Genomic DNA, 16,649 nt, shown 5'->3' with positions numbered 1-16,649 from the left:
TTACCCCTTAAGCTCGCCTTATGAAACGCTTAGCCATAATCATTATCCTCGCGGTCATTATGACGGCCTGCTCGTCAACACCGCGTAAGTCGGCTTCTAAAACTCTTGATTCAGGACAAAATTCCACCCCTTTGCAGAGCCAAACACGCCTGCCTGATTACGCGGCCTTTTACCAAAAAGACCCACGATGGGGCCATGAAGAGCTTGGAAATTCAGGCGACACTATGGCCAGCGATGGATGTCTGGTAACCGCCGTAAGTATGGCCCTCGCCAATCTTGGTTTTGAAACAAACCCATCTGATCTCAATAAACGCCTGACCTATACAGATAGCTTTACACCAAGAGGTTGGCTGATATGGGACGGGATACGGAAAGTCACAGGCGGTAAAGCCAAGGCTCAGTTTCATGAGTCCGTAAGCGCAGAGCTCATTGAAGGCTGTATGGCTGAGGGTTATTATCCCTTAGTTCAATTTATCCTTCCTAATGGCCGAACCCATTGGGCCCTGATTTTGGATGAATCCTCCCAAGGTTATCTAATGCGAGACCCGTTACGACAAGCCAAACGCCCTTTAATTTTCCCGCATACGGCTGAAAAATTTCGAGCCTTGAGGTGTGTCGGCCTAGCTTAATTTATAAAATTTGATTGTTTAATCCATAAAGTTCTTGATTTGTTCTCTCTGCTCTGCTTTCTGTAGTATCAGAAAGGCAAGCTATGGTTGCACGCATACAAACAATCGCCTTTGAAGGCGCCGAAGCAAGACGCGTCGATGTTCAAGTGCAGGTTATGTCTGCGTCACGGCCCCATTTCACAATAGTTGGCCTAGCCGATAAAGCAGTAGCTGAGTCACGTGAACGCGTGAGAGCCGCCTTTGCGTCGTTAGGTCTACACTTACCAGGAAAGCGGGTTATTATTAACTTGGCTCCTGCGGACTTGCCTAAAGAAGGGGCGCATTATGACCTTCCTATTGCTTTAGGTTTAATGGCTGCAACTGGCGCTATCCCTACTGACGCTATTGAAAGCTTTGTGGCGATGGGCGAGCTCGCCTTAGATGGGACTATCGCCTCTGTGCCAGGAGCCTTACCCGCCGCTGTCTTGGCTAACACCTATGATTTTGGGTTAATATGCCCCGCGGCCAATGGCGCAGAAGCCGCTTGGGCTGGTGATCTCCCCATATTGGCCCCGCATAGCCTTGTTCAGTTACTTAACCATTTTAAAGGCACGCAAGTTCTCTCACGGCCCATTGCCGGCGAAATTGTGGATCATTCGTCTACTCTTGATATGCGTGATGTTCGCGGACAAGAAACGGCTAAACGTGCCCTCGAAGTCGCAGCCGCAGGGGGACATAACCTCCTTATGATAGGCCCGCCTGGGTCGGGAAAGTCTATGCTTGCGGCGCGCCTGCCTGGTTTATTACCGCCCTTAACCGCGAAAGAGCTGTTAGACGTTTCCATGGTACAGTCCGTTGCAGGGCTCTTAACACGCGGGCAGCTTTCCCGTGAACGACCTTATAGGAGCCCTCATCATAGTGCCTCCATGGCCGCTATGGTCGGCGGCGGAAATAAAGCTAAACCAGGTGAGGCCTCATTAGCTCATCGTGGTGTATTATTCTTAGATGAGTTGCCCGAATTCACGCCTTCAGTCCTAGATAGTTTGCGGCAACCCCTGGAAACAGGGGAAATTTCGGTCGCACGCGTAAACGCTCATGTACGCTATCCAGCGCGTTTTCAACTCATTGCCGCGATGAATCCTTGTCGGTGCGGCACTGGCGGCGCAAATGGTGTGGCGTGCCGCAGAGGCATTCGTTGCGCCGCAGATTATCAAAGCCGCATTTCCGGGCCTTTTATGGACCGTATTGATATTCAAATTGATGTCCCCGCTGTGACCCCCGCTGACCTCGCCTTACCCCCTAGCCCCGAGGGTACAGCAGAGATTGCGGCGCGTGTTGCACAAGCCAGAATAATTCAAATGGATCGCAATGGCGGGGTTACAAACGCAGAACTCTCTCAAGACCGTCTCGATCATGTTGCGGAACCTGATGCGGATGGCCGAAAGCTCTTGATTCAGGCCGCAGAAACATTGGGCCTGACAGCGCGCGGCTATCACCGCGTTTTACGCGTTGCGCGCACTTTGGCGGATTTGGCAGGCTCGGAAACAATTCATCGCTTACATATTGCGGAAAGCCTATCCCATCGCCGTGTACACAATGGGATGAACAAAGCTGCCGCTCATAATTATCAGCAAAATAGTTCCAAACCTTCAACCACAGGGCGAAACACCAAAAACCCTTTTTATTCGTAATCAGTCGTTTCTGCTATTTCTACCAACACGGAATAGCTCAACAAATCACAACCACAGTCATATTTTCTTTATAATTTCAAAGAATTTGCCCAAAAACGGCTAAAAAACCGTCCTTGGTAAGACTATTTTTAGATTAAACCCTCACACTTCTATCAGGAAGCCTGTTCGAATCAGGCTCGAAGGGAAGTTTATGTCGTCAGATAACGCTTTTGCTGCACAGTTTTGGCTTTGGCCTGACCCAGCCATGAAGCGGGACAGCCAAGGACGTATTCTCTTTGTGAATAATGCCTTTCTTAATCTTTACGGCGGCACAGTCGAAGCATGGACAGGTAATGTTTTACAAGGTTGGCCAGCGCCGCAACCCCCACAACAAGGTGGTTATCCTGTACCCTACCGATTTGAAACGCGTATGCCCGCTGAAGATCCAAATCAAGGCGAGCAGGTCTATGATTGGATCGAACAAACAGAAGCAAATGGGGCCGCCTTTGCTTTAGCTCGTAATGTCACGGCCTTTGTTCAAGCGCAAACTGTCGCTCCTATGATGGCGGCCAATGCTGCGACGCCTATTCAGCCTGATTATCAGGTTGAAAATCAGCACCATATGGTAGAAAGCTCAGCCACCCCTCCTGCTCAGCCCCTACCAGAAGCCGAACCAGTCGAGAATCAAGTCGCCGAGGCCCATTCGGCGGAAATAGAATATCAAGCGCCCTTTCATGAGGCGCCCGCCCAATACGGCGTGACCGACCAAGGTGTGGTCGAGGCTGAATCAGTCCCTCATAATTTTGAGGCCGAAGCCCCTGTACCTAACACAGCAGCGCTTCACGAACAGATTGAACAATCTGGTATGACGCAAAACCATCAAGTGGCTTTCCAACACGAAACTATTGATGAAGACCATCAAGTCCAGACACCAGAGATGGAACCATCCGCGCAAGTGCCTGATGCCGCCCCTGCTGTTTCCAACGAAGACAACCGCGAAGAGCGGAGTTTTGAGCGGCGGGCCCTTCCATTAGAATCTAACAGCGCCGTCTTAGGTAATAATTGGCGCGATGCTGTTATCGCCAAAGCCGTAGGGCAAAGCGACCCTGAAGCGTCAGAGCCAAAAGCTGAGCCGACCGTTCAAAAGATTAATTCAAATTCGGATGAGTCCTCTGGGCCGAATAAACGCATTTTACTCGCCGAAGATAATGCCATTAATGCTTTGCTGACCCGAACACTTTTGGAAGCTGAAGGTCATATTGTTGAAACGGTAGAAGATGGTGCGCTGGCCGTAGAAGCCATGAAGACACAAAGCTTTGACCTCATTTTTATGGATATGCGGATGCCAAATATGGATGGCCTCGAGTCCACACGTAAAATTAGACAGCTCCCGAATGTTCCAAAATCCTTACCCATCATCGCCCTTACAGCAAATGCTTTTGACGATGACCGAAACGCCTGTTTTGATTCGGGCATGAATGATTTCATGACGAAGCCCGTTAGCGCAGACGAATTATCTGACATGGTGAAAAACTGGACTGACAAAAACAAGCTTGATTTAGCCGGCTAATCCTAGGCCCAAAACATTCTCGCCACAGCCTCTAAACATAAGAAGCCAATAATCAGTCGCTTCAAATCAAAATCACTGAAAAGATTTTACTCTTCAGCTGGGCTTTTCACTCTTTAGCCGGGTTATGCGCAGCGGTTTTTGCCACACGAATCCATTCAATCAGCGCCAAGACACTCGCGACGCCGCCCAGCGCTGCACAGATAATAAATGCTTTCGCAAAGCCATCGCTCTCAATAATTGCGCCAATAGTTGGGCGCCCTAAGACACCCAACAACATGACCAATGAGACTAACAGCGCATATTGCACGGCCGCATAATCTTTGTTCACAATAGAGGACAAATAGGCAATCGAAGCCGCACTGGCTAAACCAACAGCGATGTTTTCGAAAAAGATTACAGTGGTAAGCCGTGCCATACGGATATCGAGTTGAAAGACCGCAAACAGATCATCAAGCTGACTTAACCCCAAGAATTTATCCGTCACCGGCGCTCCAATAGCAAGATCCGCGAATAATAGGTTTGTTGACGCCGCAAGCACAGCCCCTACAAAAAAGACAGGCATTCGCCCAAAACGCAGCATAGCCAAGCCCCCTAGGGCTATACCTAATATGGTCGCAATCACGCCCATTAACTTAGACGCAAACCCAACCTCCGTCAGGCTGTGGCCTAATGCCCCGTAGTTCTCTCCCAGATAAAATGGGTAAGCAAAACTCCCCCAAATCAAGTCTGTAAATCGATAAGATAAAACAACAGCGAGAACCAAAATCACAGCCCAGCGTAGACGGCCAATCAATTCCATCATGGGCTCTACTATGGCTTGATATAATATTGATAAGACACCGTTATCTTCGGCAGGGCGTGTTTGCGGGGGTTGGTTAGTATTTAAATATATCATTCCCGCCGAGACAACGCCCAACCAAATAACGGTAACACCAACGACGATGGGGCCTTGGTAACGGATAAAATCTCTAGCGCTGTGATTGTCGGGGTCTGTCAACGCACCATGCATAAAGCTCGCAATTAAATAAAATCCAACAGCCCAGCCCATTAAAATAAGGACTGTGCCGAGCCGCCTTTGTTTATCTGTTAGGTTTTGACCTTGACGAATAAAGGCTTCGCTAGTTTCTTTAACCTGCGTCGGCTTAGCCAATAACACACCAATTACCGTAAGGCCCATAAGGGCTGTGCCACCTAAAAAAGTTAATCTCCACCCAATTTGGTCAGCCAAGAGCAGAGCCACAAAACCGCCTATTAAGCTCGCAATACGATACCCAAATTGTTCTACAGTTGATAAAATATCCAAATGCGTATCATCGCGCGCAACTTCAATACGCCACGCCGCCAACACTATATCAAAGCTCGCCGAGAACACGGCAATTAAGACAGAAATCAACCCAATGCGGGCCAAATCATTAGGAGGGTTAGAGAAAGAGAGCACAAATAGGCCGAGCGTAATTAAGACAAGAAAAACAAACATCCAAAAGCGGCGAGGGCCAATATTAAGATTGAAAGGTGTCTTTCGGCTCTGAAAAGCTGATGCCCACATGAATTTAAAGGCGTATGCTAAAAAAGCCCAGGACAAGAGACCAATAGCGACAGGTTTAACATCCACCGTTGAAAGCCAAGCATTTAAAGTGCCGCCAACAGCGGCATAGGGCAAACCAGAGGCCAAACCCAAGAGAAGCATGGCCAGAACTTGTCGGTCCTTCATCGCCATTTTGAGCGCATGTCGTGTTTTAGGCTTGTTCGTATTTGTATCCGACATCATCTTCCCTTCGCGAATACGTTAGAGTAGATTTTAAGGCGCAAAAAGCAATGCTATAAAAATACAAGTTTGGCTGTCATCCATTGATTAAACGCTTGAATGTTAAATTAATTACGTCATCTTGCGACGCATTATGAAGGCTTCACAAGATACAAAAGCGCCCGCTGGGAAAGTCACGCCAATGATGGCGCAATTCCTATCGATAAAAGCGGAAGTCGGGCCAGAGGCTTTGCTTTTTTATCGGATGGGCGATTTTTACGAACTTTTTTTTGATGATGCTGTACGGGCGGCGGCGGCGTTAGATATTGCCTTAACGAAACGCGGTAAGCATGCGGGCGCAGACATTCCAATGTGCGGCGTGCCTGTGCATGCCTCAGAGGTTTACTTGCAAAGGCTCATTAAAAAAGGTTTCCGTGTTGCGGTATGCGAGCAAACTGAGGACCCCAAGGAAGCCAAAAAGCGCGGTTCTAAATCCGTGGTGCGCCGCGAAGTTGTCCGGCTTGTTACGCCCGGTACACTCTCCGAAGACAACCTCCTTGATGCTCGAGGGCGAAACATTATCACAGCCCTATCCAAAACATTGGCTGGCGACTTTGCCTTGGCTTGGGCGGATATATCCGACGGCCTTTTTTGCACCGCAGAGATGAATGAAGCGCGTCTCGCGACAGAAATCGCAGCCCTTCGCCCGCGTGAAATATTGCTCTCAGAGGCGCTTTATCAAGACCCAAACTTTATGGCGAAATTACCATTAGAAGGAATTTCACTAACGCCATTAGCAGGCACGAAATTTGAACCACGCGCCGCAGAACGTCGGTTGAAAACGCAATTCTCAGTCGGCAGCCTTGATGGTTTTGGTGCTTTTTCCAAAGCTGAAATATCTGCGGCCGGCGCGCTTCTTGATTACCTTGAACTGACACAAGCCGGAAACCCGGTTCAGCTCTCTGCGCCTTTTCGTCGAACTACATCAGGCTTCATGGCTATCGACCCCGCTACACGCGCCAGCCTAGAAATAGACCGTACGCAAAAAGGTCCACGAAAAGGCTCTCTTTTATCCGTCATTGACCGTACAAAAACAGGGGCGGGCGCGAGAGAGTTTTCTGATAGGCTCGCGCGGCCATTATTAGATGTAAAAGAGATTTTGCATAGGCAACAAGCGGCCTCATTTTTTGTTGAACAACCGCTCTTGCGCAGTAATGTCCGTTCTATCTTATCCCAAAGTGGAGATTTGGCTAGGGCCACCTCTCGTCTTAGTTTAGGGCGCGGCGGGCCGAGAGATCTCGTTATTATTCGAGATACTTTGGGGGTCGGAGAAAATCTCTGCGCTGAATTTTCTAAAACGCCAAACCTTGGGCTACCAAATAATCTTTCTTATGTTTTAGATCGGCTCACACTTTCTGATAAAGAAACGCTCTCTGTTTTACGGCGTGACCTGACAAAGGCTTTAACCCCTGACGTTCCGATGCAAGCCCGAGATGGAGGATATATTGCCTCGGGGTGGCACCCATCCATTGATGAATTAAAAGCATTAAGAGATGATAGCCGCCGTATTGTGGCAGGCTTGCAGGCTGATTATGCGCAAACGGCCAATGTTCCAACATTGAAAATAAAACATAATAATGTTCTGGGTTATTTTATTGAGGTCTCTCCAAAATACGCGGATGTCATGTTAGGTAAAGGCCCAGACAGCCCCTTTATTCACAGACAAACGCTTGTTTCAGGGGTAAGGTTTACGACAACCGAACTTGCAGATTTAGATGCAAAAATTTCAGGGGCCGCTGACAAAGTCACCGCCTTAGAACTCGCAGAATTTGAAGCCTTTGTTCAGCGCGTCACAAACTTATCCGAAGCCTTACGGCAAAGCGCCCAAGCGCTTGCCGTCCTTGATGTGCAGTCCGCATGGGCCGAATGGGCCGAAGAAACAGGCGCGAGCTGCCCCAAAGTTGATTCAAGCACCTGTTTCCACATAGAGGCGGGGCGCCACCCTGTTGTACGAGAAGCGTTGCAAAAAGCCGGCGGCGCTGATTTCACTCCGAATGATTGTCTATTAGACGCGGAGGGTAAGGCGGGAAACCGTCTCACCTTGATTACGGGCCCTAATATGGCAGGTAAATCAACCTTTCTGCGCCAAAACGCTTTGATGTTTATCTTGGCTCAAGCAGGGGGATTTGTACCCGCCGCGCGCGCGCATATAGGTATCGCTGACGCCTTGTTCTCTCGGGTCGGGGCTTCTGATGATTTGTCGAAAGGCCGTTCTACCTTCATGACTGAAATGATTGAAACCGCTGCTATCTTAAATCAAGCCACACCGCGTAGCTTTGTTATTTTAGATGAAATTGGCCGCGGCACCTCTACCTTTGACGGATTATCAATAGCCTGGGCTACTGTCGAACATTTACACGGGGTAAATAAATCACGCGCTTTATTTGCCACCCACTACCATGAACTCACTGACCTTGTTGATGAATTAGAAAGTGCAGGGAACGCTTCTTTAAGGGCAAAGGAATGGAATGGAGATTTAGTCTTCTTACATGACGTTCAACCCGGCGCCGCGGATAAATCCTACGGCGTACAAGTAGCGCGTCTGGCAGGCCTGCCCCGCGCGGCAACCGACCGCGCTCAGGCCGTTCTGTTACGCCTCGAAGCTGATGCCGACTCTGCAGCGGGTGAAAATGGGCTCTTGGGCGGTTTGCCTCTATTTTCAGCAGCTCCGCCGCAACCCACGCCCGCGGCATCATCGGCAGTTGAAAAAGCGCTTCTTAACATTGATATTAATGACCTGAGCCCAAGGCAGGCCCTTGATCTCCTTTATGACTTAAAGGCGAAAGTGAATTAAATGGCCCGTAAGCCCAAATTAAAAATGCCCGACCGCATTCTGGCCAATAAAAGTGGCTTAGATGGTGAAGCCTTACGGCAGCACCTCAATAAAATCGCGCTAGAAGGCGGCAATTCCCAGCGAGCCCGCGTTCTAGAAATCCTACGCCAAACATTAAATACGGGCATGGCACAAACCGAAGAATTATTTTCCAAAGGCCGTCTTGGTGGTTTGGAAACGGCCGCGCGTATTGCCGCTATTCATGACACGGTAATAACAGCTTTATTCGATTACACGACATCGCATGAAATCAAAGATAAAGACCTTACGCCATCAGACCGGTTTGCCCTGTGCGGGGTCGGAGGATATGGCCGGGCTGAAATGGCACCCCAAAGCGATGTCGATTTATTGTTTCTTGTCGCCGATAAAAAAGGGTCTAGCTACACTGAAAAAGTCACAGAGTTCATGCTTTATATGCTCTGGGATTTAGGGCTAAAAGTAGGACATTCTACAAGAACGATAGAACAATGCCTCGCTCTGTCTAAAGAAGATCAAACCATCTTAACGGCTTTACTCGACCTTCGTTTCTTGCGCGGAGATAGAGAGCTAGCGGATACATTATATTCTCGGTTTAGGAAGGATGTCACCAAAGGCAAGGGCCGTAAATATATTGCCATGAAATTAGAGGAGCGAGATAACCGCCACACACGCGAAGGTAATTCACGTTATGTCATCGAGCCAAATGTAAAAGAAGGTAAAGGCGGCCTTCGCGACCTACATGTTTTGTATTGGATTGCGCGTTTCCTCGACAGTGAAAATAAAATCACTGACCCTCATCTCACCGATAGTTATGTTGAGATGGAACTATTTGATGAACAAGCCGCAACGCGTTTTAAACATGCCGCAGACTTTCTTTGGCGTGCGCGTATTTGGTTGCATTTCATTGCAGGGCGACCAACTGAAACACTGAGTTTCGACCAGCAAACGGTTTTAGCCCGCAAAATGGGTTATGCTTCTGGTCCTGTCGAAGTCGCCGTTGAAAAATTCATGCGAGAATATTTCACCAACGCCAAAGAGGTCGGAGCTTTAACACGTATAGCCTGCGCAAAGCTTGAGGCGCAAAAAGCTATTCGCCTGCCTGCAGGATTGGAAGCGCTGATGCCGCGATCTCGCCGTGATATTAAAAACAAAGCCTTAGTCATGGATCATGGCCGTTTGAACTTTTCCGACCCCATGCAAATTCGACATGACCCCACTATTATCATGCAATTATTTGAATCTGCTGGCCGGCGGAATGTGGACATTCATCCAGATGCCTTTTCGGCTATTAATTTTCGCAGAAATATTATTGATACGGATTTTCGGCGAGATCCGAAAAATTCTACTCTCTTCCAGAAAACTCTTTTGGGGGCCAAAGCGCCTGCAGCGACTTTAAAGGCTATGAATGAAGCGGGTGTTTTAGGGCGGTACTTATTAGAATTTGGCGGCATTGTCGCGCGCACCCAATTTAACATGCACCACGCCTACACTGTCGATGAGCACACGCTGCGTTTGGTTGGTAATTTCAACGACTTGGAAAACGGTAGACTAGAAGACGAAAACCCCATTATCACAGAGCTGGCAAAGACCTTTACTCAAGAGCAACGCTTAATTATTTATTTGGCATGCTTACTTCATGACACAGGTAAAGGGCATGGAGACCAATGTATTGAAGGCGCACAATTAGGGCGTCGAGCCTGTCGCCGATTAGGCGTTTCCCAATCCGTAACCGATACAGTTGCCTGGCTTATCAGGCGACACCTTGATATGAGCGAAACGGCACAGAGACGTGACATTTCTGACCCCGACACCATTGCAGAGTTCGGTAAACTTGTTGGATCTTTGGAACGCTTAAACCTCTTATTTGCTTTGACTGTGGTTGATATTCGAAGCGTTGGCCCTGGTATTTGGAATGACTGGAAAGGCGTTCTTCTTAGAAATCTTTATAAGTCAACGGCGCGGTATTTAGATGGAAAAGAAGACCTCGCTCCTGCTGCAAAGGCTGCGGCGGCAATGGAACAATTAAAAGAAAAGCTGCCCGCAGAAATGGCCGTTCGCGTGAATCCCTTACTAGAGGAAATGAGCCAGAATTATTGGTCAAACTTTGACATGGCAGACCTCATTCGACATGCGCGGTTCTTTGATATGGTCATACAAGACGGTGTAGAGACCGCCGTACAAACACGATTAACCCGAAAGCGAGATATTACAGAACTTTGGGTTTTGACTCATGACCGTACGGGTTTGTTTGCAGATCTAACCAAAGCCATATCAAGTTCAGGCGCCACTATCACAGGTGCGCGTTTGCATACTTCAGAAGAAAAACGTGTCATGAATGTGTTTTATCTTCAAAACTCAGAAGGGCTCGCTTTTGGGCGACAAAGTTCTCATGCTCTTGAAGTCCTCAGAAAACGCGCACAGGCGGCCGCTGACGGGGTTCAAAACAATGTAACCATACCCAAGCCTATTGCCTCTAAACGCGCTGGGGCAATTCCAATTAAGCCCCGTATACGGTTCTTGCAAAACAAACTCGGCGGCGCGACAATTTTAGAAATCGAGGGCAGAGACAGACCTGGGCTCCTTCATGATATTGCCTCAATCCTACGTGATTGTGATGTGGAAATTTTATCGGCCCACATCGAAGTTGTTGGCGCCAAAGCTATTGATAGTTTTTATTTATGTCGTCCCGGGTTTTTGCCAAATGACGAAGGTTATGCGCTCTCAAAATCTATGAAAAAAATCATAAGACAGAACTTGTCAGAACTGTTATCGCCGCAAAATGTTCAAGCCGCTTAATATATTCAGACGATGAAGTCCCCTCGGCTTCTTAAATCTACGGCCATCATTGCTGGTTTGACACTCGTCAGCCGGGTAATGGGCTTAGCACGAGATATATTAATCGCACGCTTCTTGGGGGCGGGCGGTGTAAGCGATGCTTTTTTCACGGCCTTTAAGCTCCCTAATGTTTTCCGCCGAATGTTTGCCGAAGGCGCCTTTAACGCCGCATTTATACCGCTCTACGCACGGAAAATTGAACAAGAAGGCGAAGCTGCTGCAGATGAGTTTGCCTCAGAAGCTATGGTTGCTCTTTTCGTTCTCGTCGCGGCTATCGTTATACTTTTCGAATTAACCATGCCGTGGACTCTGGCTGCGATAGCGGGCGGATTAGACCGAACAGTTGATGAAAATGGAGTCGCCCCATACGCCTTGGCCGTGGTCTACTCGTGTATAACCATGCCTTATATCTTGTTCATGTCTATGATGGCTTTATTCTCAGGTATTCTTAACACACGTGGTTATTTTGCCGTGGCGGCCGCCGTGCCCATTACGCTTAATGTTTTCATGATTGCCGCCTTGGCCTTGCTCCCACAATTTGGCGTGGGCCAAGCCGGCTTAGCCTGGGGACTTTCATTAGCAATCACCCTTTCGGGTATCGTTCAAATGAGTATCGTTATTTGGGCATGCCGCAGAATAGGCGTGAAGGTTGGGTTTCGACGCCCTAGAGTGACACCCAGAGTAAAACGACTTTTTGTATTAGGAATTCCCGGTATGTTTTCTGCCGGGATTACGCAGATTAATTTGCTTGTATCCCACCGAATTGCGACATCCCAAGATAGCGCTGCCAGTTGGTTAACCTATGCTGACCGTCTTTATCAACTGCCATTGGGCATGATTGGCATTGCTATGGGCGTCGCTTTGTTACCTTCTTTGTCCCGCAGTATTCGAGCGGGAAATGAAGCCGAGGCCCATACATCACTTAATCGCGGCCTTGAAATTGCGGCGTTTCTAACACTGCCCGCCGCCGTCGCCCTATATGTTATTCCAGAACTTCTGATCGCAGGTATTTATCAAAGAGGCGCTTTTGGTGCTGACACGACTTTGCAAGTTGCTAAAGCTTTGAAATATTTTGCGCTGGGTTTACCCGCCTTTGTTTTAATTAAAGTCCTCACTCCTGCTTTTTTCGCGCGCGAAGACACCCGCACTCCTATGATATACGCGGCGATATCTGCCTTTATAAATATATTTTTGGGGCTGATTTTATTTTTAAAAATGGGTTTTTCAGGCCTTGCACTCGCTACCTCTATTGCGGCTTGGGGGAATGTGCTTTGCCTAAGTCTTAACCTTCTTGGCCGTAAACATATGGAACCTGACTTTAGGCTTTTATCCCGGCTTCCTCGTATTGCCTTGGCAAGCGGCGCCATGGGGCTTGCCCTTTTATATGGCCAAGCCTATGTGCCACCCATCGCAGATTTAAGTTTCGTAAAGAGCCTCCTTACCGTTGTGCTTGTCAGCGCCATGGGGGGGCTTGTTTACCTCTTCGCGGCAATAGCCTTGCAGGCCTTTCATCTGAGTGATATTCGCGAGGCGTTTTCACGTAAACGAGGCTAAAGTTTAGCCACAAGCGGAACATTAAGAGGATTATTGTGACCGATACAAATAACACGGGCTATACAGGCCCAAGCCGCGTTTTTTCAGGCGTTCAACCTTCTGGTGCCTTACATTTGGGAAACTATTTGGGAGCCCTGAAAAAGTTTGTCGACCTACAGGACGAAATGGAATGCGTTTATTGTATCGTTGACTTGCATGCCATCACAGTTTGGCAAGACCCGCAGCAGCTTTCTGAACAAACAAGATTGATTGCCGCGGCCTTCTTGGCCTCTGGTGTCGATCCGCAGAAAGCGATTGTCTATAATCAATCTGCAGTCAAAGCCCATACTGAGCTTGCTTGGTATTTCAATTGTGTGGCACGTATGGGGTGGGTTCAGCGCATGACACAATTCAAAGATAAAGCGGGCAAAAATTCAGAACGTATGAGCGTAGGCTTGTTTGATTATCCTGTCTTACAAGCCGCAGATATTCTTGCTTTTAAGGCCACACATGTGCCTGTCGGAGAAGATCAAAAACAGCACTTAGAATTATCACAGCAAATCGCCGCGAAATTCAATCACGACTTTAATGTACCTCATTTTTTTCCTGAACCCGAAGCTTTGATTAAAGGCCCAGGGGCGCGTGTCATGAGCTTGCGCGATGGCACGTCAAAAATGTCTAAATCAGACCCTTCCGATAATTCCCGAATTAATTTGACTGATAGTGCAGATGTCATTTCCAAAAAAATCAAAAAAGCCAAAACTGATGGGGGCTTCATGCCCGAAAGCGTAGAAGAAATGGAAGGCCGCCCTGAAATTAAAAACCTCATTGGCATTTATGCCGCATTGTCTGGTAAAACGGATGCTGACATTGTTAAGTCCTATGCAGGCAAAGGATTTGGTGTGTTTAAACCTGACTTAGCGGATCTAGCGGTTGAGCGTTTAAGCCCCATTACAGACCTGATGAACCGGTATTTGGCTGACCCTGACGAGCTAGACCGTATTCTTGCGGCGGCGGCAGATAAGGCTTCGGAAATTGCTGACCCAATTGTTGCGGATGTTCGCCGCACAATCGGGTTTATTGGAGCGTAAAATGAAACATATTTTTCTTGCCGCATCGGCTTTAACTCTCATAGCTTGCGGTAACGCCTCTCATACACATGATGAAGCCTCGTCTGACCCCGTTATGAATCAACATGCTGACAAAGGAATCGAAGTCTCGGCCGCTTATGTTATGCCGCCCTTCCCAGGGCGCGACACGGCCGCTGGGTTTTTCGAGATAACCAATCATGGCCCAGATGATCGTTTGATTTCAGCATCTAGCCCTATCAGCGACGCTGTTGAAATTCATACGCACTCGGATGATGGCGGCGTAATGAAAATGCGTCGTATTGACGGCGTTGACATTGCACAGGGCGAAACCCTTGTGTTCAGACCCGGGAGTTATCACCTGATGATGTTTGGCGCGGTTATTCCCGAAGACGCCGAAGATGTTGCCCTCACCTTAACTTATGAAAACGCGCAACCCGTCACTCTTATTGTACCGATTGGTGAACCAGAAACCGCTTCAGAAGGTAGCCATGACAAAATGCATGGTTCACATGGTGAACACGGCTCTGGGCATTAACACCTATTGGAATCCTAAAGTTTCATCACGCTCGGAAAGGGATAATATTCGGACGTGTTCTTTCTGAAAGTTTTCATGCCTTGCCTCTATTGAGGGGTGACTTTCAGAGTTATCTTGCAATTTGCGATGCGGGTGAACAGCCTTAGCCCAATAATTTATGGCGACTGCTATGTCATAACCCGCATTCGCCATAAGAACCAAAGCCATACGATCGGCTTCTAATTCTAGTTCTGCTGTAGGCCTTTGGTTGATGTGACCTGCAATCGCATGACCCATTTCATGAGCAACAATCATCGCCAAACTATTATCATCCGGAACAAATTGCATAAGCCCTGATGAAATGAAAATCTCTTCGCCGTCCGTATGGCCATTGACCTCTTCTGAATAAAAGACGCTCGCATCATAGTCACAGGCCGTTTGCGGTTGCAGACTTGTGTCATAGTGATCACCCTTGGGCGTTTTCAGTGTTAACCGCGTTTTTGTGCCCCCAAATGCATCACGCGATAGAGCCGCATAAAACCGATCCATTGTTAACCCGCTGGGAATAACACGGCCGTTGAGACTGACTACCTGATCGCCGGCTTGAATATCGGCACGTTCAGCAGGTGAGCCCGGCCTGACACGGCGAACGTAAATGGCCTCAGGGCTCAGATTAAGCACGTCACGTGCCATGCCTCTTAAACGCTCGGGATAATCATCCAATATATGTGTTGTAAAACCTGGGTCGCGAAAAGTTTTGGGACAAAGTTCAACATTCGCCAAGCGCAAAGGCGCACTTACGCGCTCAAGCCTATCATTCATGCCTTGATAGGAAGCCAGTACACCCAAAAAATCTGTACCACTTTTATCTTGAACTATAATGTCGGCCTGACTTGATTCTGGAAAGGGGTTTTCTTCTTTAAAGTTTTCGCCCGCACAAGCTGAGAACGCAAAGCCTAGCAAGCCTATAACGCCCCACAAAAAGCCATGTCTTACAACTGCCTTGTGACTCACTCTGCAGGCAAAGCTTTTGCTGTAGATGGCGAGCCCGATACGTCGATTGGGGCCTTGCCATCGCTGTAAACTGGCGCCAATTTTATATCATCGCTAATTTCTTCTGAGGAAATTTGCGCGGCTTTCGGCGCAAAAGAAAACGGCGCCGAAGAGCGCGATGAAGAGGCCCCCTCTTTACGGTAATTGGGGTAAAGAGGCTCGCCTGCGGCAATCTTAGCTTTAATTTCCTCTCTAGCCGCCGCAATTCTTAAAAAACGGTCGGGAAATGTCGGGTGAGTCTTCGCTCGGCCAACACCTTTAGGGCTTACAATGGCAAGTCTACGCCAGAAACTCTCAACACTCTCTATATTCACTCCGGCGCGTTGAGCGTAATACATTCCGACATAATCAGCTTCAGATTCAAATGGCCGCGTATAACGTGAGGAAAATCCGGACAGAATCATATTGCTCACAATCTTACGAATATGTCCCATCGTATTATGCGCTAATTCATGCCCTACAATCATCGCCAATTCTTCGTCGGATTCCGCAAACTCCATCATGCCCGTATTTATTGTAATGTGACGGCCATCGGCGAAAGCGTTGATGTCGGCATTTTGTGATAAACGTAATCCGTAACCGCACCCTTCGACTGTATTGACATCTAAAGGTAAACGCGCGCCTTTGCGGTCTATGAAAAGCGTTTCTTTCTCTCGCATAGCCTGTTGTATATCCAGGACATCTAGAGCCCTGCCGTTTTCATCGCGTATAATATCACCGCGCCGTAAGCCCGCCTTGTGCGCGGGTCCATCTATAGCAATATGAAAAATGGAGGGTTCCTCACCCGCGCCCAATTCACGCGCGCTCGCTTCACGCCAGCGTTTGTCATAAGTTTTGAATGAATGGGTCAATATACCCATATCTTGACCTGTGTGAGGGCAGAGCGCTTCATTCGCAATAAGTATAGGACGGCCAACACGTAAAAGTCGCTCCGCCATGGAATCCCATTCTGTCAGAGCAATCTTCTCTTGGGCCAATTTTTCTTGATTCAGCTGAGAAACTGCAATTTCAGGCAATTGCGTTTCAAGCCCCGCACAAGCGCTCACCGCTAATGCCACCAAAGCTAGACTCATTTTGTAAAAATTTCGCGCCATGCATAGTCAATGCAAATTTGCGAGCTCTACGTCAATGATACATCTTGCACATTTCTGCTGTAACA

11 protein-coding genes are annotated in these 16,649 nt (G+C 48.2%); 8 read left to right on the top strand and 3 right to left on the bottom strand.

What is annotated here, in order from left to right:
- The first annotated feature begins 20 nt into the window (after positions 1-20).
- The 3 genes from DES40_RS11495 (at position 21) to DES40_RS11485 (ending at position 3,848) form a co-directional block, all read left to right on the top strand.
- Entirely contained in the window at positions 21-629 is a 609-nt protein-coding gene (locus DES40_RS11495) for a hypothetical protein (protein ID WP_121102305.1), read from the top strand.
- An 83-nt stretch (positions 630-712) separates the two neighbouring features.
- Complete coding sequence (locus DES40_RS11490; RefSeq protein WP_121102302.1) at positions 713-2,299, top strand: YifB family Mg chelatase-like AAA ATPase; 1,587 nt, start codon at positions 713-715, stop codon at positions 2,297-2,299.
- Positions 2,300-2,489: 190 nt separating this feature from the next.
- Positions 2,490-3,848: a response regulator gene (locus DES40_RS11485; protein WP_121102300.1), complete on the top strand. Its 1,359-nt coding sequence runs from the start codon at positions 2,490-2,492 to the stop codon at positions 3,846-3,848.
- 106 nt (positions 3,849-3,954) lie between these two features.
- Here DES40_RS11485 and DES40_RS11480 read toward each other — a convergent pair whose 3' ends face one another.
- Positions 3,955-5,616, bottom strand: a complete 1,662-nt coding sequence (locus DES40_RS11480; protein ID WP_233345592.1) for an MFS transporter — start codon at positions 5,614-5,616, stop codon at positions 3,955-3,957.
- A gap of 130 nt (positions 5,617-5,746) precedes the next feature.
- On the opposite strand from DES40_RS11480, the gene mutS reads away from it, so the two are divergent.
- The 5 genes from mutS to DES40_RS11455 are packed head-to-tail and all read left to right on the top strand — an operon-like array spanning position 5,747 to position 14,458.
- The gene (mutS, locus tag DES40_RS11475; protein WP_121102296.1) at positions 5,747-8,446 is read left to right on the top strand and encodes a DNA mismatch repair protein MutS; all 2,700 of its coding nucleotides are present in this window, start codon (positions 5,747-5,749) and stop codon (positions 8,444-8,446) included.
- The gene (locus tag DES40_RS11470) at positions 8,447-11,260 is read left to right on the top strand and encodes a [protein-PII] uridylyltransferase (protein WP_121102294.1); all 2,814 of its coding nucleotides are present in this window, start codon (positions 8,447-8,449) and stop codon (positions 11,258-11,260) included.
- A 12-nt stretch (positions 11,261-11,272) separates the two neighbouring features.
- On the top strand, positions 11,273-12,853 hold the full coding sequence (gene murJ, locus DES40_RS11465) for a murein biosynthesis integral membrane protein MurJ (RefSeq protein ID WP_121102292.1): 1,581 nt from the start codon (positions 11,273-11,275) through the stop codon (positions 12,851-12,853).
- Positions 12,854-12,888: 35 nt separating this feature from the next.
- Positions 12,889-13,923, top strand: coding sequence for a tryptophan--tRNA ligase (gene trpS / locus DES40_RS11460; RefSeq protein WP_121102290.1), 1,035 nt, complete (start codon positions 12,889-12,891; stop codon positions 13,921-13,923).
- 1 nt (position 13,924) lies between these two features.
- The gene (locus tag DES40_RS11455; protein ID WP_170144976.1) at positions 13,925-14,458 is read left to right on the top strand and encodes a copper chaperone PCu(A)C; all 534 of its coding nucleotides are present in this window, start codon (positions 13,925-13,927) and stop codon (positions 14,456-14,458) included.
- Between the two features lie 3 nt (positions 14,459-14,461).
- Here DES40_RS11455 and DES40_RS11450 read toward each other — a convergent pair whose 3' ends face one another.
- Positions 14,462-15,451 carry a M48 family metalloprotease gene (locus DES40_RS11450; protein WP_147405903.1) on the bottom strand — a complete coding sequence of 330 codons (990 nt, stop codon included), beginning with the start codon at positions 15,449-15,451 and terminating at the stop codon, positions 14,462-14,464.
- Positions 15,448-16,563, bottom strand: coding sequence for a M48 family metallopeptidase (locus tag DES40_RS11445; RefSeq protein ID WP_233345590.1), 1,116 nt, complete (start codon positions 16,561-16,563; stop codon positions 15,448-15,450). The genes DES40_RS11450 and DES40_RS11445 overlap by 4 nt, the downstream gene beginning before the upstream one ends.
- Positions 16,564-16,649 lie beyond the last annotated feature (86 nt).

The organism is Litorimonas taeanensis (assembly GCF_003634015.1).
GTDB lineage: Bacteria > Pseudomonadota > Alphaproteobacteria > Caulobacterales > Maricaulaceae > Litorimonas > Litorimonas taeanensis.
The sequence above is the reverse complement of the archived record's forward strand: the minus strand, read 5'-3'. Positions and strand labels throughout refer to the sequence as shown.